This is a genomic window from Streptomyces sp. NPDC029164 (genome assembly GCF_055563995.1).
This window is the reverse complement of record NZ_JBVHWW010000001.1, coordinates 205,247-225,156: the sequence shown is the minus strand read 5'-3', so window position 1 is coordinate 225,156 and position 19,910 is coordinate 205,247. Positions and strand designations below refer to the sequence as shown.

Here is a 19,910-nt window from a genome sequence, read left to right as displayed (position 1 = left end):
GAGGCGAGGGGTCGGACATGCCGCTGCTGGAACCGAAGCCGGGGACACTGCGCCCGCGCGGCACCGGCGGCCCCTCCCCCGACCGGGTCCCCGCGCACCGCGCCGGCGGCACCCCAGAGCCGCTGCGCGGCGAGCTGACCCGCCTGCTGGGCCCCGAGAAGGTGCTGTGGAAGGTCTCCGACCTGGTCCGCTACGCCTCCGACGCCTCCCCCTACCGGTTCGTGCCCCAGGTCGTGGTGATCGCCGAGGACATCGACGACGTCTGCGCGGTGCTCTCGTACGCCCACGGCCGCGGGCGCGAGGTCGTCTTCCGCGCCGCCGGCACCTCGCTCAACGGCCAGGCCCAGGGCGAGGACATCCTGGTCGACGTACGCCGCCACTGGGCCGGGATCGAGGTGCTGGAGGATGGCCGGCGGGCCCGGATCCGGCCCGGCACCACCGTGATGCGGGCCAACGCCGCCCTCGCCCGGCGCGGCCGCGTCCTCGGCCCCGACCCGGCCAGCGCCCTCGCCTGCACCCTCGGCGGGGTCGTCGCCAACAACGCCTCCGGCATGACCGCGGGCACCACGCGGAACTCGTACCGCACGCTCTCCTCCCTCACGTTCGTCCTGCCCGGCGGCACCGTCGTGGACACCGCCGACCCGCTGGCCGACGAGGAGCTGGCACGCGCCGAACCGGCCCTGTGCCAGGGGCTGATGGAGATCAAGCAGGAGATCGAGGCCGACCCCGCGCTGACCGCCCGGATCCGCGCCAAGTACGAGATCAAGAACACCACCGGTTACCGCCTCGACGCCTACCTCGACGGCAACACCCCCGTCGAGATCCTGCGGGGACTGATGGTCGGCTCGGAAGGCACCCTCGGCTTCATCTCCGAGGTCGTCTTCGACACCCTCCCCCTCGACCGCGAGGTCTGCTCCGCCCTGTTGTTCTTCCCCTCGCTGCCCGCCGCCGCCGCGGCCGTGCCCGTCTTCAACGAGGCGGGCGCCGTCGCCGTGGAGCTGATGGACGGCAACACCCTGCGCGCGTGCGTCAGCGTCGCGGGCGTTCCCGCCGACTGGGCGGACCTGCCCCAGGACACGACCGCCCTGCTCGTCGAGTTCCGGGCCCCCGACGAGGCCGGCCGGGCGGCCTGCGCGCTCCGGGCCACGCGAGCCCTCGCCGGACTCGACCTGATCGCCCCGGTGGCCTCGGTCACCAACGCCTTCACCAGTGACCCGAAGACCGTGGGCGGCTACTGGACGGCCCGCAAGGCCTTCGTCACGGCCGTCGGCGGGGCCCGCGCCCCCGGCACCACCCTGATCACCGAGGACTTCGCGGTACCGCCCTCCCGGCTGGCCGAGGCCTGCGAGGCGCTCCTCGCACTCCAGGCGGAGCACGGCTTCGACGCCGCCGTCGCCGGGCACGCCGCCCACGGGAACCTGCACTTCCTGCTCGCCTTCGACGCCGCCGACCCGGCCGACGTCGAGCGGTACGGGGCCTTCATGGAGGCCTTCTGCCGGCTCACCGTGGAGCGTTTCGACGGGTCCCTGAAGGCCGAGCACTCCACCGGGCGCAACATGGCCCCCTTCCTGGAACTGGAATGGGGCCCCCGGGCGGCCGGGCTGATGTGGCGCACCAAACGGGTCGTCGACCCGGACGGGGTGCTCGCCCCGCGCATCCTCCTCGACCGCGACCCGCGGGCCCATCTGCGCGGCCTGAAGACCATTCCGCGGGTGGAGGCGGTGGCCGACCCCTGCATCGAGTGCGGATTCTGCGAACCGACGTGCCCCAGCGAGGACCTGACGACCACTCCGCGCCAGCGGATCGTGCTGCGCCGCGAGATGGTGCGCCAGCAGCCCGGCTCCCCCGTGCTCGACGCACTGCTCGGCGCCTACGGCCACGACGCGGTGGACACCTGCGCGGGCGACTCCACCTGCAGGCTGGCCTGCCCTGTCGGCATCGACACCGGAGCGCTGATGAGGGACTTCCGCCACCGCCGGCACAGCGCGCGCGAGGAGGCCGTCGCCGCGCTGGCCGCCCGGCGGTTCCGGACCGTCGAGGCCGCCGCCCGGCTGACGGTGGCCGCCGCCGACCGCCTCTCCCGCCGGGTCGGGGACCGGGCCCTCGAAGCGGTCACGGAGGCCGCGCGGAAGGCCGTACGACCGGACCTGCTGCCGCGGTGGCTGCCGCAGATCCCCGGCGCCGCCGCGCGGAGCCTGCCCGCGACCCGCCGCGTGGGCGCCACGGCGGTGTACTACCCGGCCTGCGTCAACCGGATCCTCGGCGGATCCGGGGGCGGTCCCGGGCCCTCCCTGCCGGAGGCCGTGGTGGCCGTGTCGGAGCGCGCCGGCAAGCCCGTCTGGATCCCCCGCGACGTGAAGGGAACCTGCTGCGCGACCATCTGGCACTCCAAGGGCTACGACGCCGGGAACCGGGAGATGGCCAACCGGATCGTCGAGGCGGCCTGGGGCTGGACGGCCGGCGGACGGCTGCCGCTGGTCGTCGACGCCTCCTCCTGCACGCTGGGCATCGCGCACGAGGTGGTCCCGTACCTGACGCAGGACAACCGGGCGCTCCACGCGGAGCTGCGGATCCTCGACTCGGTCGTGTGGGCCGCGGAGGAACTGCTGCCGCACCTGGAGGTCCGGCGCACGGTCGCCTCGGCCGTGGTCCATCCCACCTGTTCGATGCGGCACTTGGGCGACGAGGCGCAGCTGCGGGCGGTGGCCGGGGCCTGCGCCGAGGAGGTGGTGGTCCCGGACGACGCGGGCTGCTGCGCCTTCGCGGGCGACCGGGGGATGCTGCACCCGGAACTGACGGCCTCGGCCACGGCGCGCGAGGCGGCGGAGGTGACGGCGCGGGCCTTCGACGCGCACCTGTCGGCGAACCGGATGTGCGAGGTGGGCATGGACCGGGCGACGGGGCGGAGTTACCGTTCGGCGCTGATCGAACTGGAGCACGCCACGCGCCCGTGAACGCCGGAGCGCGCGACCCCTCTGGGCAGGCACAACGCCGTCAACGGGTCCGCAGACCTCATCGCGGGAGGCCTCCGCCGACGGAAAATCGATTGCCCCGGGCCGGTCCGGAAGGCGAACCTTGCACGGTTTGGACCACTCGACCAGTCATGGGGCGTCATGCAGATCAGCGATCTTCCGTATCCGGATCCAGGGGTACCCGACGCTCGCTCAGGCCCCCGTTTCCTCCTGTGGCTGGGGCGCGGTCAGCTCGGCGGACAGCTCAAGAGCCTGTGCTGGGGAATCCTGCACTTCTCCGGCATCGCGGGGCTGCCGTACGCCGTGGGACTGGGCGTCGACGCGGTCATCGAACGCGACGCGAACCGGCTGCTGCTCGTCGGAGCGCTGCTCCTGCTGATCGGCGTCGCCATCTCGGTCGGCGACGCCATGCTGCACCGCACCGCCGTCACCAACTGGATCACCGCCGCCGCACGCGTGCAGCAGCTGCTCGCGCGCAAGACGGCCGAGCTGGGCTCGGCCCTGACCCGCCGGGTCGCCGCGGGCGAGGTCGTCGCGGTCTCCACGGGCGACGTCGAGAAGATCGGCTGGTTCGTCGAGGCGGTCTCCCGCTTCCTCGCGGCCGTCTTCGCCGTCGTGCTCGTCTGCGTCGGCCTGCTGTTCTACGCACCCGAGCTGGGCGTGGTCGTGGCCATCGGCGTACCGCTGATCGCCCTGGCCGCGCTGCCGCTGCTGCCGCGCGCCACCAAGCGCGCCGACATCCAGCGGGAGAAGGCGGGCAAGGCCACCGAGCTGGCCTCCGACACCGTGGCGGGGCTGCGCGTGCTGCGCGGCATCGGCGGTGAGGAGCTGTTCCTCGGCCGGTACCGCGAGGCCTCGCAGGAAGTCCGCAAGGCCGCCGTGAGCAGTGCCCGGATGTGGGCGCTGATCTCCGCGATCCAGGTGCTGCTCCCGGGCGCTCTGCTGATCACGGTGGTCTGGTACGGCGCCACGCTCGTCGTGGACGGGCGCATCGCGGTGGGTGAACTCGTCGCGGCGTTCAGCGCGGTGGCGACGCTGCTCTATCCCCTGCGGCACTTCGAGGAGATCGCCATGGCCTACTCCTTCTCGCGCCCCTCCGCCAAGCGGGCCGCCCGGGTGCTGTCGCTGACCCGTACGGACGCCGCCGAAGCCGCGGGCGAGGGCGGGACCGGGGCCGGGGCGGTGGAGGCACCGGCCGCCGGCGGGGGCCTGTACGACCCGCAGACCGGGCTGCTGGCCCCCGCGGGCCGGTTCACCGCCGTCGTGTGCGGGGACCCGGACCTGGCGGGCCGGCTCGCCGAACGCCTCGGCGGCCACCCCATGGACGACGAGGGGAAGGACGACGCGGCGGGCGATGGTCCGTCGGTGCTCCTCGGCGGCATCGCGCTGGACGAGCTCGCGCTGGACACCGCGCGCACGCTGGTCCTCGTACAGGACAAGGATCCGGTGCTGCTGTCCGGGACCCTGCGGGAGCTGTTCGACGTACCGGCCTCCGGCGCGGTCGACTCCGGCGCGGCCCTGGCGGCCGCCCAGTGCGCGGACGTGCTGGACGCACTGCTGCAGTCGGCGCCGGACGGCGTCGACGACCCGATGGACGCGCGGATCACGGAGCGCGGCCGCTCGCTGTCCGGCGGGCAACGTCAGCGTCTCGCGCTGGCCCGGTCCCTGGTCACCGACCCTGAGGTGCTGGTGCTGGACGAGCCGACCTCCGCGGTCGACTCGCACACCGAGGCGCGGATCGCGGACGGGGTCGCGACCCTGCGCACCGGCCGCACCACGGTGGTACTGGCCTCCTCGCCGCTGCTGCTGGACCGCGCGGACCGGGTCGTACTCATCGACGGGGGCACGGTGGCGGCGGTCGGCACGCACCGCGAACTGCTGCACCGCGAGCCGCTGTACCGGGCGGTGGTCACCCGTGAGACGGACGAGGAGCAGCAGCGGCCCCTCGCCCGGCTGGAACTGACAGACCTGGAAGAAGCACTCACAGAGATCGAGGAATCCGCATGATCGGCGTGGCGCCGCCGGAGTACGATCCGGCGGCCCCCCAGTCGGCCGCGACGCTGCCCGTGGGCAATGCGGCGACCGTACGGGGCTATGTGCGCGGCCTGTTCCGGCGCCACCGGCGGGCCTTCGTGGCGCTGGTGACGGTCAACGCGATCGCGGTGATCGCCTCCATGGTCGGCCCGTACCTGCTGGGCCGGGTCGTGGACGATCTCGCGCAGGGGGCGCGCGAGCTCCATCTGGGGCGCGTGGCCCTGCTGTTCGCGCTGGCGCTCGCCGTCCAGACGTTCTTCGTCCGGCTGGTCCGGCTGCGCGGGGCGATGCTGGGTGAGGAGATGCTGGCCGATCTGCGCGAGGACTTCCTCGTGCGGTCGGTGGGCCTGCCGCCCGGCGTGCTGGAGCGGGCCGGTACCGGTGACCTGCTGTCGCGGATCACCACCGACATCGACCGGCTGGCGAACGCCATGCGCGAGGCCGTCCCACAGCTCGCGATCGGCGTGGTGTGGGCCGGGTTGCTGTTCGGCGCGCTCGCGGTGACCGCGCCGCCGCTGGCGCTGGCCGCGCTGGTGGCGCTGCCGGTGCTGGTGATCGGCTGCCGTTGGTACTTCCGGCGCGCGCCGTCGGCGTACCGCTCGGAAGCGGCCGGCTACGCGGCGGTCGCGGCCGTGCTCACCGAGACGGTGGACGCGGGCCGCACGGTCGAGGCGCACCGCCTCGGGCCGGACCGGATCGCGCTGTCGGAGCGGCGGATCAAGGAGTGGACGGCCTGGGAGCGGTACACGCTGTTCCTGCGGACGGTCCTCTTCCCCGTCATCAACGTCACTTTCGTGACGATCCTCGGCTCGGTGCTGATGATCGGCGGTTACTGCGTGCTCCAGGGCTGGATGTCGGTGGGGCAGCTGACCACGGGCGCGCTGCTGGCGCAGATGCTCGTCGATCCGATCGGCCTGATCCTGCGCTGGTACGACGAACTGCAGGTCGCCCAGGTCTCCCTGGGCCGGCTGGTGGGCGTACGGGAGATCGAGCCGGACGCCGGGGACGCGAAGGTGGCTCCCGAGGGCCGGGACGTACGGGCCGAGGAGGTCCACTTCGGCTACCGGGAGGGCGTGGACGTCCTGCACCAGGTGTCGATGTCCGTACCGCCGGGCACCCGGATGGCGCTCGTCGGGCCCTCGGGCGCCGGCAAGTCCACCCTGGGACGGCTGCTCTCGGGCATCTACGCGCCCCGGACCGGCGAGGTCACCCTCGGCGGGGCGCGGCTGTCGCGGATGCCCGCGGAGCGGGTGCGCGAGCACGTGGCGCTGGTCAACCAGGAGCACCACGTGTTCGTGGGCTCGCTGCGCGACAACCTCCGCCTGGCCCGGACCGGTGCCGGGGACGCCGAACTGTGGGCGGCGCTCGGCGCGGTCGACGCGGACGGCTGGGCGCGGGCCCTGGAGGCCGGCCTGGACACCGAGGTCGGTTCCGGGGGCACGGCGCTGACCCCGGCGCAGGCGCAGCAGATCGCGCTGGCCCGGCTGGTGCTGGCGGACCCGCACACGCTGGTGCTGGACGAGGCCACCTCGCTGCTGGACCCTCGTGCGGCGCGGCACCTGGAGCGTTCGCTCGCCCGGGTGCTGGACGGGCGCACGGTCATCGCCATCGCCCACCGGCTGCACACGGCGCACGACGCGGACGTGATCGCGGTGGTCGAGGCCGGCCGGATCAGCGAACTCGGCTCGCACGACGAGCTGGTCGCGGCCGACGGGGCGTACGCGGCGCTGTGGCGGTCCTGGCACGGGTGACCCGGGCCGGCGGTTCCGCGGCCGTCCGGCCCGTCACGGGCCGGACGGCTCCTCGCGGTCGGCCCGCCGCCGGACATCCTGGAGGCGGCCGGTCACCACGAGGTTGCCGTCCTGGGTCCGCCGAGCGAGGTCGCCGGTGCGGAAGTAGCCGTCCGCGGTGAAGGAGCGCGCGTTGGGGCCGGGCGCCCGGTAGTAGCCCCGCGGGGTGTAAGGGCCCCGGGCGAGGAGTTCGCCGGGTTCCCCGTCAGGGACGTCCTTGCCCTCGGCGTCGACGAGGCGGATCTCGTCGTCGGGCGAGAGCGGGCGGCCCTGCGTGGTGAGCACGGTCTCGTCCGGATCGTCGGGCCGGGTGAGGAGGAGCGGCCCCTCGGCCTTGCCGAAGACCTGCTGGAGGCGACAGCCCAGTTCGGGGCCCAGCCGTTCGGCGGTGGCCCGGTCCAGGGGACCGTCGCCGATCTGCACGAGGCGCAGACTGCTCACGTCGGCCCGGACCGTGGGCAGCGCGTCGAGCCAGCACCGGACGACGGCGGGCACCAGCGAGGTGAGGGTGACCCGCTCCCGCTCGATGAGCGCAAGGCATTGCGCCGGTCCCGGGTCCTCGGCCAGTACGACGGTGCCGCCGGCGGAGAGGGTGCCGACGATGCCGGGGCAGCCGAAGGCGAAATGGGACGCGGTGGGCAGCGCGGCGAGGTACACGTCGTCCTCGGTGAGCGACACCAGTTCGGCGGCGGCCCGCGCCTGGTAGACGTAGTCGTTGTGGGTGCGCGCGATGAGCTCGGGCGCCTCGGTGGTACCGCCGGAGAGCAGGAACAACGCCACCTGGTCGGCGCTCTGCGCGAGCGGCCGGTCGGGCGGGGAGTCGAGGGAACCGAGCGGGAAGTAGTGGCAGCCAGACGGGTCGGTCGTGAAGCCGCCGTACGGGGAAGAGTCGCCCGGCGCCTCCAGGGGGAACACCCGCCGCAGGAAGGGCCCGCCGGCCGCGATGTCCGCGGCCATCGCCGTGTGGTCGAAGCCCTGGTAGGTCGAGGGACCGACGTAGCCGACGGCCTGGCTGACCCGCGCGACCGGGGACACCTCGGGCGCGCGGTGCGTCACCGGGCACAGGATGGGGAACGTGCCGGCGCGCATCAGCGCGAAGACCGTGATGACGAACTCGGGAACGTTCGGCAGCTGGACGACGACCCGCTGTCCGGGGCGGAGGCCGCGCAGCCGGAAGCCGGCGGCCATGCGGTCCACGCGCCGGTTCAGGTTCGCGTAGGTGATGCGGGTGGCCCCGTGCACGAGGGCGGTCCGCGGTCCGTACTGCAGGGCCCAGTCGCGCAGCAGGTTGTCCAGCGTGTTGCCACGCCAGTGCCCGGCCGCCCAGTAGCGGTCGACGAACTCCTCGGGCCAGGGTGTACAGCCGTCGAGCATGCCTGTCATTCGCTTCCTTCCCCGCCGTCCTGACCCTGGCAACCCAATCCGTCAACGCCCCTGCGCACAATGCGCTTTCCCGACCACGGGCGCTGAACTCGATCAGCTGAAAGACCAAGGCGCACCGCTGACCAGCAGGAACGCGCGCGGCCTCGCGGGCCGGCGGGCCGGGCGGGCCGGGCGGGCCGGAGGGCCAAGGGCCGAGCAGCGGCAGGGCGGGGAAGGTGTGGTCCTGCCAGATCCGGCGGGAGGCCTCCTCCGGGCAGGCGGCCGGGTCCGGCCGGGTGCCGAAGAGCCGCACGAGGCGCTGCTCGGTGTCGTACGCGGGCCGGCCGGGGTCGCCGTGGGCGGCGAAGGCCGTCCTGTCGGCCCGCATGCCGGCGGACAGCTCCTCCGCCTCCGGGAACGGGCTCTCGCCGATCAGCACCGCGGGGCGGCCGCGCTCCAGGTTGCCGAAGACCAGCGGCACGTCGAGGCCGTGGCAGGCGCCGAGGGCGCCGCCCGGACGTTCCGGATCATCCCGCTGCCGCCTCGAAGCGCGCCGGTGATTGAGGGAGCTGCGGGCCCCGGCCCGAGGGGAGCCAGAGGGGGCTAGATGAATCCGAGGGCCGAGGCGCCGCCGAAGCCGCCCAGCAGGACGAAGACCGGCATGAGGACCTTGAGCTCCACCCAGCTGCCGGCGCGGAAGCGCATCATCTTCGGCGGGCCGATCGGGTACCAGCGCTTGCCGGCGATCGGAAGCGGCCACAGGACCGGGCAGCCGGAGACGGTCAGCGCGTCGCCGATGTCGTGGACCAGGGCGCCGAGGACGATCGGCAGACCGAGCCAGAGGTACTCCTGGCCCGGGCCGGTGAACAGCCAGCCCGCGCCGTTGCCGGGCTGGTCGAGCACACCGGCCAGGATCCACGCGCTGGTCGCGCCGAGCAGCCAGACCAGGACGTCGCTGGACATCCGGGCCGCCCGCCACAGCAGACCTTCGACCGCCAGCACCAGGTGCACGAAGAGCAGGGCGAGCACGCCCCAGCGGTCGGCGGTGACGGCCAGCACCGAGGCTCCGCCGCCGATCAGGACGGCCCAGAGCCACGTGTGCGTCAGGGTGCGGTGGCCGCCGGTGCGGCGGGCGTCCTTCTTGGAGCGGGTCGACTTGTAGACGGCGTAGGAGATCTTGTCGACCACCTCGCACAGGCCCCGGGAGAGCGGACCGAAGGCGCGCGAGATCGTCGCCGACTTGTGGTCGAGGTCGGGGGCAAGGGCCGCCCCGGCGCAGATGAGCGCGCCGACGACGAGGACCGGCCACGGCATGGGGTGTCCGGCTGCCGCGGTCGCCGCTCCCACCCCCAGCCAGGCCGCTGCCCCGGACAGTGAGTGCGCCGGACCCATCATGGTCGTTTCCCGCCCCGGTGGTGTTGTGGTCGGGCCCCCTCGACTGCTTCGTTCGGGCCTCATCGACGGCACAGCGTACCGTCGATGATCTTCCTCCCGTCCGCCGGTTCCCTGATCCGGGGGGAAGCCAGGCAAGATGGGGGGTGTGACCCTCATTGATCAGCTCCCGCCGAACGCCGACCCCGACGCCCTCTTCGAGGCTTTCTCCTCGTGGGCGGAGGACCAGGGCATCACCCTGTACCCGGCTCAGGAGGAGGCGCTGATCGAGGTCGTCTCCGGGGCGAACGTGATCCTGTCCACCCCGACCGGCTCCGGCAAGAGCCTCGTCGCGGCCGGCGCGCACTTCACGGCCCTGGCCCAGGACAAGGTCACCTTCTACACCGCCCCGATCAAGGCTCTGGTGTCGGAGAAGTTCTTCGACCTGTGCAAGCTCTTCGGCACGGAGAACGTCGGCATGCTGACCGGCGACGCCTCCGTGAACGCGGACGCCCCGGTGATCTGCTGCACCGCCGAGGTGCTCGCCTCCATCGCCCTGCGCGACGGCAAGCACGCCGACATCGGCCAGGTCGTGATGGACGAGTTCCACTTCTATGCCGAGCCGGACCGCGGCTGGGCCTGGCAGATCCCGCTGCTGGAGCTGCCGCAGGCGCAGTTCGTCCTGATGTCGGCGACCCTCGGCGACATGAAGCGGTTCGAGGAGGACCTGACCCGGCGCACGGGCCGGCCCACCTCGGTGGTCCGCTCCGCGACCCGGCCCGTCCCGCTGTCCTACGAGTACGTCACCACGCCGATCACCGACACGATCACCGAGCTGCTGGAGACCCGGCAGGCTCCGGTCTACATCGTGCACTTCACCCAGGCCCAGGCGGTCGAGCGGGCGCAGTCGCTCATGAGCATCAACATGTGCACCCGCGAGGAGAAGGACAAGATCCAGGACCTGATCGGCAATTTCCGCTTCACCACCAAGTTCGGCCAGAACCTCTCCCGCTACGTCCGGCACGGGATCGGCGTGCACCACGCCGGCATGCTGCCCAAGTACCGCCGCCTGGTGGAAAAGCTCGCCCAGGCCGGTCTGCTGAAGGTCATCTGCGGTACGGACACCCTCGGGGTCGGCGTCAACGTCCCGATCCGCACGGTGCTGTTCACCGCGCTCACCAAGTACGACGGCAACCGGGTCCGGACGCTGCGAGCCCGCGAGTTCCACCAGATCGCCGGCCGCGCCGGCCGGGCCGGCTTCGATACGGCGGGCTATGTGGTCGCGCAGGCGCCCGAGCACGTCATCGAGAACGAGAAGGCCCTCGCGAAGGCGGGCGACGACCCGAAGAAGCGCCGCAAGGTGGTGCGCAAGAAGGCTCCGGAGGGCTTCGTCGCCTGGTCGGACACCACCTTCGAGAAGCTCATCGCCGCCGACCCGGAGCCGCTGACCTCGCGCTTCAAGGTCACCAACATCATGCTCCTGTCGGTCATCGCCCGGCCGGGCGATGCCTTCAAGGCGATGCGCCACCTCCTCGAGGACAACCACGAGCCGCGCAAGGCCCAGATCCGGCACATCCGCCGGGCCATCGCGATCTACCGCTCGCTGCTGGACGGCGGGGTGGTCGAGAAGCTCGACACCCCGGACGCCGAGGGCCGCACCATCCGGCTCACCGTCGACCTCCAGCAGGACTTCGCGCTCAACCAGCCGCTGTCCACCTTCGCGCTGGCCTCCTTCGACCTGCTGGACCCCGAGTCCCCCTCCTACGCGCTGGACATGGTGTCCGTGGTGGAGTCCACCCTGGACGACCCGCGCCAGATCCTGGCCGCCCAGCAGAACAAGGAACGCGGCATCCAGGTCGGCCAGATGAAGGCCGACGGCATCGAGTACGAGGAGCGGATGGAGAGGCTCCAGGACGTCACCTATCCCAAGCCGCTCGAAGAGCTGCTCCTCCACGCCTACGACGTGTACGCCAAGAGCCACCCGTGGGTGCGCGACCACCCCGTCTCCCCGAAGTCGATCATCCGCGACATGTACGAACGCGCGATGACCTTCACCGAGTTCACCTCCTTCTACGAGCTGGCCCGCACCGAGGGCATCGTGCTGCGCTACCTGGCGAGCGCGTTCAAGGCGCTCGACCACACCATCCCCGACGACCTCAAGTCCGAGGACCTCCAGGACCTGATCGAATGGCTCGGCGAACTGGTCCGCCAGGTCGACTCCAGCCTGCTCGACGAGTGGGAGCAGCTGGCGAACCCGGAGGTGGAGACGGCGGAGCAGGCCCAGGAGAAGGCCGACCAGGTCAAGCCGGTCACCGCGAACGCGCGCGCCTTCCGCGTCCTGGTCCGCAACGCGATGTTCCGCCGGGTGGAGCTGGCCGCCCTCGACCACGTCAACGTGCTGGGCGAGCTCGACGCCGAGTCCGGCTGGGACGCCGACGCCTGGGGCGAGGCCATGGACGGGTACTGGGACGAGTACGACGACCTGGGCACCGGACCCGACGCGCGCGGCCCCAAGCTGCTGCAGATCGAGGAGGACCCGGCGCACGGCCTGTGGCGCGTCCGCCAGACCTTCGCCGACCCCAACGGCGACCATGGCTGGGGCATCAGCGCCGAGGTCGACCTCGCGGCCTCCGACGAGGAGGGCCGGGCCGTCATCCGGGTCACCTCGGTCGGCGAGCTCGGCGCCCTCTGACCCGCTCCGGCATTCCGCCGGCCCGCCCGGACCCGACAGTGGAGATCCTCTGATGACGAACCCCGCCGAGAGACTGGTCGATCTGCTCGATCTGGAGCAGATCGAGGTCAACATCTTCCGCGGCGCCAGCCCCCAGGAGTCCCTCCAGCGCGTCTTCGGCGGCCAGGTCGCCGGCCAGGCGCTGGTGGCGGCGGGCCGCACCGTCGAGAGCGACCGCCCGGTGCACTCGCTGCACGCGTACTTCCTGCGCCCCGGCATCCCCGGGGTGCCGATCGTGTACCAGGTGGAGCGGGTGCGCGACGGGCGGTCCTTCACCACGCGCCGGGTCACCGCGGTCCAGCAGGGCAAGACGATCTTCAATCTCACCGCCTCCTTCCATCATCCGGAGGAGGGCAGCATCGAGCACCAGCTGCCTCCTCACCACTTCCCCCACCCGGATACGCTCCCCAAGGTCGCGGACGAGATCCGCGAGCACCTCGGGGCGCTGCCGGAGGCACTGGAGCGGATGGCCCGCCGCCAGCCCTTCGACATCCGGTACGTGCACCGGCTGCGCTGGACTCCGGAGGAGCTCAAGGGCGCCGACCCCCGCAGCGCGGTGTGGATGCGCGCGGTCGGCCCGCTGGGGGACGACCCGCTCGTGCACACCTGCGCCCTCACTTACGCCAGTGACATGACCCTCCTCGATGCCGTGCGCATCCCCGTGGAGCCCCTGTGGGGCATGCGCGGTTTCGACATGGCCTCGCTCGACCACGCCATGTGGTTCCACCGGCCGTTCCGGGCGGACGAGTGGTTCCTGTACGACCAGGAGTCGCCCATCGCGCACGGCGGGCGCGGTCTCGCCCGGGGCCGCATCTACGACGTGGAGGGCAGGCTGCTGGTCTCCGTGGTCCAGGAGGGCCTCTTCCGTCCGTACCCCGCCAAGCCGGCCGATGCGTCCCGGCCGTCCGAGCCCGCCCCGAAGAACTGAGCACGCCCATGCCCACCTCCGCCCTCCCCTGCCCCTGCGGGCTGCCCGCCGCGTACCCGGAGTGCTGCGGCCGCTTCCACACCGGTGCCCGGCAGGCACCCACCGCCGAGCGGCTGATGCGCTCCCGGTTCAGCGCCTTCGCCGTCGGCGACACCGCCTACCTGCTGCGCTCCTGGCACCCCTCGACCCGTCCCGCCCAGCTCGACCTGGACCCCGGGCAGCGCTGGGAGCGGCTGGAGATCCTCGCCACCGAGCGCGGCGGGATGTTCGAGACGGAGGGCTCGGTGGAGTTCCGCGCCCACTACCGCGAGGGCCGGCACACCGGCTCGCTGCACGAGCACAGCGGCTTCTCGCGCGAGGCCGGGGCCTGGGTCTACGTCGGCCCCCTCTCCCCCGTCGACTTCGACTGACCCCGAGCCCCCGTCAGGGCGAAGTCCAGGCTGGTGCGGTACCAGTGGACCTCCTCCGGCGGCCCGGCCTTCAGCAGCCGCAGCGCCACCGCCGCGGACGCCGGGACCTGCGGATGCCCGTAGGGCGGGGGCGGTGCGAGCGCGGCCAGGACGATCCGCTCCCCCGGGTCGGGCACGGCAGCCCGCAGCTCCTCCTCCGGGAGTACGGACGCCAGTACGGCGGCGCGCTCCCAAAGGTCGGCGGTACGTCTCAGCAGCAGCCCGACATGCCGCCCGCGCCACCTGCGCGGGCGCAGGTCCTCCTTGGCCGCCATCAGCTCCCGGTCCGCCTCGGGCGCGGTCCCGCGCAGCATCCCGGGCTCGCGCGCCGCGAACGTCCGTAGTTCCGCGGCCAGATAGAGCCACACCACGGCCCGGTACCGGTTGATCCGGTAGCCGACCGGCGTGACGTGCCCGCAGCGCGCGAGGCGGGTGAACCGGCTCGGGCCGATCCCCAGCACCCCGGCTGCGGCCTCCGCTCCGGCCACGGCCTCGACCCGCTCGCGCAGAGCGTCCGCTCCGCCCGCGGCCGACCCGGCCCGGTCCAGCTCCGCGCGTGCGTAGCGCGCGGCACCGCTCGCGGTCGGCCGCGCCGCCAGCACCATCCCCAGCTGGACGGCCCGGGCGAACTCGCCACGGGTCAGCCCCAGTTCCCCCGCGGCCTGCACGCCGCCCACCAGCACATCCGCTGCGCCGCCGTCGCCTTCGCCGGCCGCGTCCTTCCCCGCGCGCACGGCCACCTCGGCGTCCCGCAGCACGGTCCCCATCTGCATCATCACGGTCTCCCCCACGAGCAGTGATTACTCTGTGTGAAGACCGTAACCCAGCGCGACGACACCCGCGCTGCCTGTGGATAACTCTCCGGAGCACCCCCGCCCCCGCCGGAGTCAGCCGCCGGAGTCAGCCGCCGGAGCCGACCGCCGCGTCAGCCGCCGGTGATGCGCCGCTCCGCGACGCCCAGATGCTCGCCCACCCGGTTGACCAGCAACGTCATCTCGTACGCGACCTGGCCGATGTCCGCCTCGGCCGCGCTCAGCACGCACAGGCAGCTCCCCGCGCCCGCCGCCATGACGAAGAGGACCCCCTCGTCGTACTCGATCATCGTCTGGCGGACCTCACCGGCCCTGAAGTGCCGCCCGGACCCCTTCGCAAGGCTCTGCAGACCGGCCGCGACGGCCGCCAGGTGCTCGGCGTCCTCCCGCGCCAGTCCCGCGCTCGCCCCCGTCACCAGGCCGTCGTTGGACAGCACCACCGCATGCCGCACCTGCTGGACCCTGCGCGTCAGGTCGTCCAGCAGCCAGTCCAGTTGCTTGTCCAGTGCCATTCCCAGCCCCTCCCCGTTGACACGGCCGACGCGGCCGCGCCCCACCCCTCGTAGTCGTGCCGCAAGCCTTCCCCACCAGCGCCTTTCGGGCAAGGAGGATGTCCCCATGGCGAAGAAGATGACTCAAGAGGAATGGCGGGCATTCGTCTCCCACTCCACCCGCACCGGAAAGCTTTCCACCGTCCGCGAGGACGGGAGCCCGCACATCGCTCCCATCTGGTTCGTACTCGACGGAGATTCCTTCGTGTTCAACACCGGCAAGGACACCGTCAAGGGGCGCAACCTGGCCCGTGACGGCCGGGTCGCGCTCTGCGTGGACGACGACCAGCCGCCCTTCTCGTACGTCGTGCTCCAGGGCCGCGCCGAGATCAGCGGATACGACGACGACGCGGAAGAGTTGCTCACCTGGGCGACACGGATCGGCGCGCGCTACATGGGCGAGGAGCGCGCCGAGTCGTTCGGCCGCCGCAATGCCGTCCCGAGCGAACTCCTCGTCCGGGTCCCGATCGACAAGGTGATCGCCCTCGCCGCGATCGCGGACTGACCGGTCCCCACGGACCGGGGGCGGCCGGACGGTTCCCACGGACCCCTTTCACACGGAATCGGCCTGCGGCTCCACCGAGTCGAGCAGCCGGGCGGTGTGCACCCGCCCGGCGTATTCGACCAGCCTGATCAGCACTTCCTTCCCCGAGTCCTTGTCCCGCGCGTCACACAGCACCACCGGCGTCCCCTGGTCCAGGTCCAGCGCCCGCGACACCTCGTGCGCCCCGTACCGCCTCGCGTCCGTGAAGCAGTTGACGGCCACCACGAAGGGGATGCGGCGGTGCTCGAAGTAGTCCACCGCCGGGAAGCAGTCCTCCAGCCGCCGCGTGTCGGCGAGCACCACCGCTCCGAGCGCACCCCGCGACAACTCGTCCCACAGGAACCAGAACCGGTCCTGTCCCGGGGTACCGAACAGGTACAGCGACAGCCCGGACCGGATGGTGATCCGCCCGAAGTCCATCGCCACGGTCGTGGTCGTCTTCTGCGCCACTCCGCCCGTGTCGTCGACCAGTTCGCCCGCCTCGCTCAGCAGCTCTTCCGTCCGCAGCGGCCGGATCTCGCTCACCGCGCCCACCAGCGTGGTCTTGCCGACGCCGAAGCCGCCCGCCACGAGGATCTTCAGCGCGAGGGAAGCCAGTTCGGCGTCCTCCCCGGGGCCGGGATCCATGTCCACGTCCACGTCCCTGTCCGCGTCCCTGTCCGCGTCCCTGTCCGCGTCCACGTCAACGTCCGGGCCCGGGACCGGTCCGGCAGGTCCGAGAGGTCCGTTGTCATGCTGTCCCATCAAAGCGCTCGCAATCCCTCGATGACTTCACGCAGAATCCGCTCGTCCGGCAGCTGCGCGGGCGGCACCGGCCGGCTCACCTTGACGTGCCCGCCCTCCAGCAGGTCCCCGAGGAGGACCCGCACCACCCCCACGGGCAGGTCGGCGTCGGCGGCGAGCTCCGCCACCGACTGGGTCTCGGACCGGCAGAGTCCGAGCAACGCCCGGTGTTCGGGGCCGAGCAACGACTCGGCCGCCTCGTCCGTGCCCTCCGGGTCCGCCATGACCAGGGCGATCAGGTCGAAGCGCACCCCGTGGGGTCCCGGCTTCGTACGCCCGCCGGTCATGGCGTACGGGCGGACGAGCGGGCCCGCCTCGGCGTCGTACCACTGGCCGTGCATGTGGCGGACCGCCGCCCTCAGCCCGCGGCCGGCGGCCGCGCCGCGAACCGGGGCGGTGTGTACAGGTGCTCGCCGACCCGCTTCACCAGCCGGGCCATCTCGTAGGCGATCAGGCCGATGTCGGCGCTGGCGGCGCTGAGCACGGCGAGGCAGGACCCGTCTCCGGCGGCCGCGACGAAGAGGAAGCCCTCGTCCATCTCGACCATCGTCTGGCGCACGCCCCCCGCGTGGAAGTGCCGGCCCGCGCCCTTGGCCAGGCTGTGGAAGCCGGAGGCCACCGCGGCGAGGTGCTCGGCGTCCTCCCGGCTGAGGGCGCTGGAGGCGCCGACCGCCAGCCCGTCGTTGGAGAGGACCACGGCGTGCCGGACCTCTCGGACCCGGCGCACCATGTCGTCCAGCAGCCAGTCCAGTTCGCCGGACCTGCGCACGCCGTCGAGGTCGATCCTCTGGTGTTCGATCATCACACTTCTCCTTCGCTGCCTGCGTGGGGGGAGTTCTCCTGGGCGCCGCGGACCCAGCCGGCCCGGTATGCCGCCATCCGGTCCCGGGCCTGCTCCGGGCTGCGGCCCGGCGGATTCCCGGGAAGGCGGACCCCGGTCGGGGCCTTCGGGGCGGGGGCCTCACGGAGTTGCGGGACGAGGCTGGCCTGGCGCACCCGCCGCGGCAGCTCCGTCACCGAGGCCGAAGGAACCGAAGGGGCCGACGGGCCCGAGCGGACAGAGGGAGCAGAGGCGGCGGAGGGGGTCGAGGTCGAGGAGGTCGAGGAGGTCGAGGCCGCCTGGGTACGGGCGGCCGCGCCGCCGGGGGCGCGCGGTCGCAGCGATGCCACCGGGGCCGGGCGCGGCTCCTCGGGTGCGGGGGCCCGCTCCGCGGCCCGGATGCCGCGCGCGTCCTCCCGTACCGCCGAGCCGCGCGCGTCCTCCCGTACGACGGTCATGGCGGGCGGCGGCTCCGCCTGCGCCGGCGACTCCGGTGGCGGCGCCGCTGCCGACCGCTCACGGCCGGGGCCGGAAGCAGGGGACGGGGCGGAGGCGGAGGCGGAGGCGGAACCGGGGGCGGAGGCGGAACCGGGGGCGCCGACCGTGAGCGCGCTCTGGAGCATCGAGTTCGGCAGCAGCACCACCGCGGTGGTACCGCCGTACGGCGACGTCCGCAGGTGCACCTTCACTCCGTGGCGGGCGGCGAGGCGGCTGACCACGAAGAGCCCGAGCCTGTCGCTGTCGAAGAGGTCCAGCGCCTCGGACTGCTCGATGCGCCGGTTGGCGTCGCCGAGGGATGCGCGGCCCATGCCGAGCCCGCGGTCCTCGACCTCCAGGACGTAGCCGGCGCCGACGGGTTCGCCGCTGACCCGGACCTTGGTGTGCGGAGGGGAGAACTGCGCGGCGTTCTCGATGAGTTCGGCGAGCAGGTGGGTGAGGTCGGCGACGGCGCCCCCGACCACCGCGGCCTCGGCGAGCTGGCGGACCTCGATGCGCGGGTACTCCTCGATCTCGGAGACCGCGGCCCGTACGACGTTCGTGAGGGGGACGGGCATCCGCCAGGCGCGCCCCGGGGCCGCACCCGACAGGATGATCAGACTTTCGGCGTGCCGGCGCATCCGGGTGGTGAGGTGGTCGAGGCGGAAGAGGTCGCCGAGCTCGTTCGGGTCGTCGGCGCGCCGTTCCATCGAGTCGAGCAGGGTGAGCTGCTTGTGCACGAGGACCTGGCTGCGGCGGGCGAGGTTGACGAAGACGCCGGAGACCCCGCTGGCCAGCTCCGCCCGCTCGACGGCGGCGCTCAGCGCGGCCCGGTGGACGGTGCCGAGCGCCTCGCCGACCTGGGTGATCTCGTCGTCGGCGGGCGGTCCGGGCGGGGTCTCGGCGGTGACGTCGATGTCCTCGCCGGCGCGCAGCCGTTCCATCGCCTGCGGGAGTTTGCGGTGGGCGATCTCCAGGGCCGTGTTGCGCAGCGAGACGAGTTCCACGACCAGCGCGCGGCCGATCCGCACGGAGATGACGAGCGAGGCGGCGACGGCCGCGAGGCCCAGCAGTACGGCGGCGCCGGCCGGGCTGAGCGCCCCTTCGGCGAGCGGGTCGGCCCGGTCGGCGGCCGCCGCGTGCGCGGCTTCCTCGATCTCCCGCATCGAGGCACCGATGCCGGTGTGGGCGGCCTCCCAGCCGGCGGGCGCCCCGCGGCTGTCCGTGGACGTGCCGGCGGCCAGTGCCCGGTCCTCGGCGCCGGTGAGGTCGGCGTAGGCGGCGCTCTTGGCGACGGACTCCCATGCGGCCTGCTGCGCGGCGGGGAGGTCGCGGGCCGCGGAGTCGGTGAGCGCACGGCGGGTCTCGATGGTGCCGGTCAGCTGCCGAAGCGTTTCGGCGCTGCGCGGGCCCGGTACGGCGAGCAGGGCGTCCTCCCGCGACAGGAGTTCGCCGGCGCGGGCGAATTCGAGCAGGACCCGGGCGTCGGGGCCGAGCTCGGCGTCCTCGCCGCCGGTCAGGGCGCCGCCCACGGCGAGGGCGGAGTCGACCACGCGGGTGTAGATCTCGTAGGCCGCCTCCGGGGTGGCGCGGCGGTCGGTGATGTCCTTGCGGGCCGAGCCCAGGGCCTCGGCGGCGACGACGAACTCGCCCAGGCGGACCACGAGGTCGGAGCGGTAGTCGCCGGAGTCGGCGACGGTGTGGCGGTCGCCGAGCCGCAGCCGCCGGACGGCGGTGTCGGTGCGGCGGGCCTGCTGGTCCAGGGCGGCCGGGTCGGTGGTGGGGTCGGCGAGGAGGCGGACGGCGGCCCGCCGCTCGGCCTGGAGTTCGGTGACGGCGGCGCCGACGGGGGTGCGTATCTCGGCGTCGGCCTGGTGGATGCGGCTGAGGCGGGCGATGTCCTGGGCCGTGGTGACGGTGGCGAAGGCCCAGAGGGCGAGGAGCGAGACGACCGGGACCATCAGCAGCGAGACGATCTTCGCGCGGACGGTGGCGGGGCGCAGCCGCAGCCGGAACCCGGGGGCGGGCGGGGCGGTCTGAGCACCCGGGAGGGGCTGGTGGGACCGGTGCTCCGCCGTTTCCTCGGCCGGCGGTCCGGCGTGGGCCCGGCGGCCGCGTGCCGGGGGCGCGGGCAGCCGCGGCGCCGCTGCTTCCGGTTTTCTGCGGGGTGTTCGCATGGGCTCCTCGTTCCGGGCGGTGCCTACGGGTGCGGTGGCGGCCGTGGCGGTGGCTGCGGCGGTTCAGTGCGGGCGAAGCGGTGGCGGGCCGGGGCCCGGGGCGGTGGGG

General features: G+C 73.3%; 15 protein-coding genes. 7 read left to right on the top strand and 8 right to left on the bottom strand.

Annotated elements, in window-relative coordinates; genetic code table 11:
- Nucleotides 1-17 precede the first annotated feature (17 nt).
- From ACZ4VT_RS00935 to ACZ4VT_RS00925, 3 genes are all read left to right on the top strand, one after another.
- Nucleotides 18-2,954, top strand: coding sequence for an FAD-binding and (Fe-S)-binding domain-containing protein (locus ACZ4VT_RS00935; protein WP_467945405.1), 2,937 nt, complete (start codon nt 18-20; stop codon nt 2,952-2,954).
- Between the two features lie 159 nt (nt 2,955-3,113).
- A complete protein-coding gene (locus ACZ4VT_RS00930; protein ID WP_467945403.1) occupies nt 3,114-4,979 on the top strand; it encodes an ABC transporter transmembrane domain-containing protein in 1,866 nt (621 codons plus the stop codon).
- Nucleotides 4,976-6,757 carry an ABC transporter ATP-binding protein gene (locus ACZ4VT_RS00925; RefSeq protein WP_467945402.1) on the top strand — a complete coding sequence of 594 codons (1,782 nt, stop codon included), beginning with the start codon at nt 4,976-4,978 and terminating at the stop codon, nt 6,755-6,757. Before ACZ4VT_RS00930 ends, ACZ4VT_RS00925 begins: the two co-directional genes overlap by 4 nt.
- 33 nt (nt 6,758-6,790) lie before the next feature.
- Here the strand turns inward: ACZ4VT_RS00925 and ACZ4VT_RS00920 are convergent, their stop codons facing one another.
- Both ACZ4VT_RS00920 and ACZ4VT_RS00915 read right to left on the bottom strand, forming a co-directional pair.
- On the bottom strand, nt 6,791-8,179 hold the full coding sequence (locus ACZ4VT_RS00920; protein WP_467945400.1) for a (2,3-dihydroxybenzoyl)adenylate synthase: 1,389 nt from the start codon (nt 8,177-8,179) through the stop codon (nt 6,791-6,793).
- A gap of 582 nt (nt 8,180-8,761) precedes the next feature.
- On the bottom strand, nt 8,762-9,553 hold the full coding sequence (locus ACZ4VT_RS00915) for a metal-dependent hydrolase (RefSeq protein WP_467945398.1): 792 nt from the start codon (nt 9,551-9,553) through the stop codon (nt 8,762-8,764).
- Nucleotides 9,554-9,698: 145 nt separating this feature from the next.
- Here ACZ4VT_RS00915 and ACZ4VT_RS00910 point away from each other — a divergent pair, with 145 nt between their 5' ends.
- The 3 genes from ACZ4VT_RS00910 to ACZ4VT_RS00900 are packed head-to-tail and all read left to right on the top strand — an operon-like array spanning nt 9,699 to nt 13,598.
- Nucleotides 9,699-12,221 (top strand): DEAD/DEAH box helicase, encoded by a 2,523-nt coding sequence (locus ACZ4VT_RS00910; protein ID WP_467945396.1) that lies wholly within the window; start codon nt 9,699-9,701, stop codon nt 12,219-12,221.
- A gap of 52 nt (nt 12,222-12,273) precedes the next feature.
- Nucleotides 12,274-13,188, top strand: coding sequence for an acyl-CoA thioesterase (locus ACZ4VT_RS00905; protein WP_467945395.1), 915 nt, complete (start codon nt 12,274-12,276; stop codon nt 13,186-13,188).
- An 8-nt stretch (nt 13,189-13,196) separates the two neighbouring features.
- Nucleotides 13,197-13,598, top strand: coding sequence for a YchJ family protein (locus tag ACZ4VT_RS00900; RefSeq protein ID WP_467945393.1), 402 nt, complete (start codon nt 13,197-13,199; stop codon nt 13,596-13,598).
- On the opposite strand, the gene ACZ4VT_RS00895 is transcribed toward ACZ4VT_RS00900, so the two are convergent.
- Both ACZ4VT_RS00895 and ACZ4VT_RS00890 read right to left on the bottom strand, forming a co-directional pair.
- A complete protein-coding gene (locus ACZ4VT_RS00895; RefSeq protein WP_467945391.1) occupies nt 13,562-14,413 on the bottom strand; it encodes a DUF6397 family protein in 852 nt (283 codons plus the stop codon). The two genes, ACZ4VT_RS00900 and ACZ4VT_RS00895, sit on opposite strands and share 37 nt — an antisense overlap.
- A gap of 149 nt (nt 14,414-14,562) precedes the next feature.
- Nucleotides 14,563-14,961, bottom strand: a complete 399-nt coding sequence (locus ACZ4VT_RS00890; protein WP_030709095.1) for a roadblock/LC7 domain-containing protein — start codon at nt 14,959-14,961, stop codon at nt 14,563-14,565.
- 106 nt (nt 14,962-15,067) lie between these two features.
- Between ACZ4VT_RS00890 and ACZ4VT_RS00885 the strand changes: the two genes are divergently transcribed.
- Entirely contained in the window at nt 15,068-15,505 is a 438-nt protein-coding gene (locus tag ACZ4VT_RS00885) for a PPOX class F420-dependent oxidoreductase (RefSeq protein WP_467945389.1), read from the top strand.
- A gap of 48 nt (nt 15,506-15,553) precedes the next feature.
- Here the strand turns inward: ACZ4VT_RS00885 and ACZ4VT_RS00880 are convergent, their stop codons facing one another.
- From ACZ4VT_RS00880 to ACZ4VT_RS00865, 4 genes are all read right to left on the bottom strand, one after another.
- Nucleotides 15,554-16,171: a GTP-binding protein gene (locus tag ACZ4VT_RS00880; protein ID WP_467945900.1), complete on the bottom strand. Its 618-nt coding sequence runs from the start codon at nt 16,169-16,171 to the stop codon at nt 15,554-15,556.
- A gap of 116 nt (nt 16,172-16,287) precedes the next feature.
- Nucleotides 16,288-16,668: a DUF742 domain-containing protein gene (locus ACZ4VT_RS00875; protein WP_467945387.1), complete on the bottom strand. Its 381-nt coding sequence runs from the start codon at nt 16,666-16,668 to the stop codon at nt 16,288-16,290.
- 17 nt (nt 16,669-16,685) lie between these two features.
- A complete protein-coding gene (locus tag ACZ4VT_RS00870; protein ID WP_319733760.1) occupies nt 16,686-17,129 on the bottom strand; it encodes a roadblock/LC7 domain-containing protein in 444 nt (147 codons plus the stop codon).
- Entirely contained in the window at nt 17,129-19,801 is a 2,673-nt protein-coding gene (locus ACZ4VT_RS00865; protein WP_467945385.1) for a sensor histidine kinase, read from the bottom strand. The genes ACZ4VT_RS00870 and ACZ4VT_RS00865 overlap by 1 nt, the downstream gene beginning before the upstream one ends.
- Between the last annotated feature and the right edge of the window lie 109 nt (nt 19,802-19,910).

Coding starts and splice junctions, on each gene's coding strand:
- ACZ4VT_RS00925 (WP_467945402.1), top strand. CDS start 4,976: ATGATCGGCGTGGCGCCGCCGGAGTACGATCCGGCGGCCCCCCAGTCG.
- ACZ4VT_RS00930 (WP_467945403.1), top strand. CDS start 3,114: ATGCAGATCAGCGATCTTCCGTATCCGGATCCAGGGGTACCCGACGCT.
- ACZ4VT_RS00915 (WP_467945398.1), bottom strand. CDS start 9,553: ATGATGGGTCCGGCGCACTCACTGTCCGGGGCAGCGGCCTGGCTGGGG.
- ACZ4VT_RS00920 (WP_467945400.1), bottom strand. CDS start 8,179: ATGACAGGCATGCTCGACGGCTGTACACCCTGGCCCGAGGAGTTCGTC.
- ACZ4VT_RS00865 (WP_467945385.1), bottom strand. CDS start 19,801: ATGCGAACACCCCGCAGAAAACCGGAAGCAGCGGCGCCGCGGCTGCCC.
- ACZ4VT_RS00880 (WP_467945900.1), bottom strand. CDS start 16,171: ATGGATCCCGGCCCCGGGGAGGACGCCGAACTGGCTTCCCTCGCGCTG.
- ACZ4VT_RS00875 (WP_467945387.1), bottom strand. CDS start 16,668: ATGCACGGCCAGTGGTACGACGCCGAGGCGGGCCCGCTCGTCCGCCCG.
- ACZ4VT_RS00870 (WP_319733760.1), bottom strand. CDS start 17,129: ATGATCGAACACCAGAGGATCGACCTCGACGGCGTGCGCAGGTCCGGC.
- ACZ4VT_RS00905 (WP_467945395.1), top strand. CDS start 12,274: ATGACGAACCCCGCCGAGAGACTGGTCGATCTGCTCGATCTGGAGCAG.
- ACZ4VT_RS00890 (WP_030709095.1), bottom strand. CDS start 14,961: ATGGCACTGGACAAGCAACTGGACTGGCTGCTGGACGACCTGACGCGC.
- ACZ4VT_RS00935 (WP_467945405.1), top strand. CDS start 18: ATGCCGCTGCTGGAACCGAAGCCGGGGACACTGCGCCCGCGCGGCACC.
- ACZ4VT_RS00885 (WP_467945389.1), top strand. CDS start 15,068: ATGGCGAAGAAGATGACTCAAGAGGAATGGCGGGCATTCGTCTCCCAC.
- ACZ4VT_RS00895 (WP_467945391.1), bottom strand. CDS start 14,413: ATGATGCAGATGGGGACCGTGCTGCGGGACGCCGAGGTGGCCGTGCGC.
- ACZ4VT_RS00900 (WP_467945393.1), top strand. CDS start 13,197: ATGCCCACCTCCGCCCTCCCCTGCCCCTGCGGGCTGCCCGCCGCGTAC.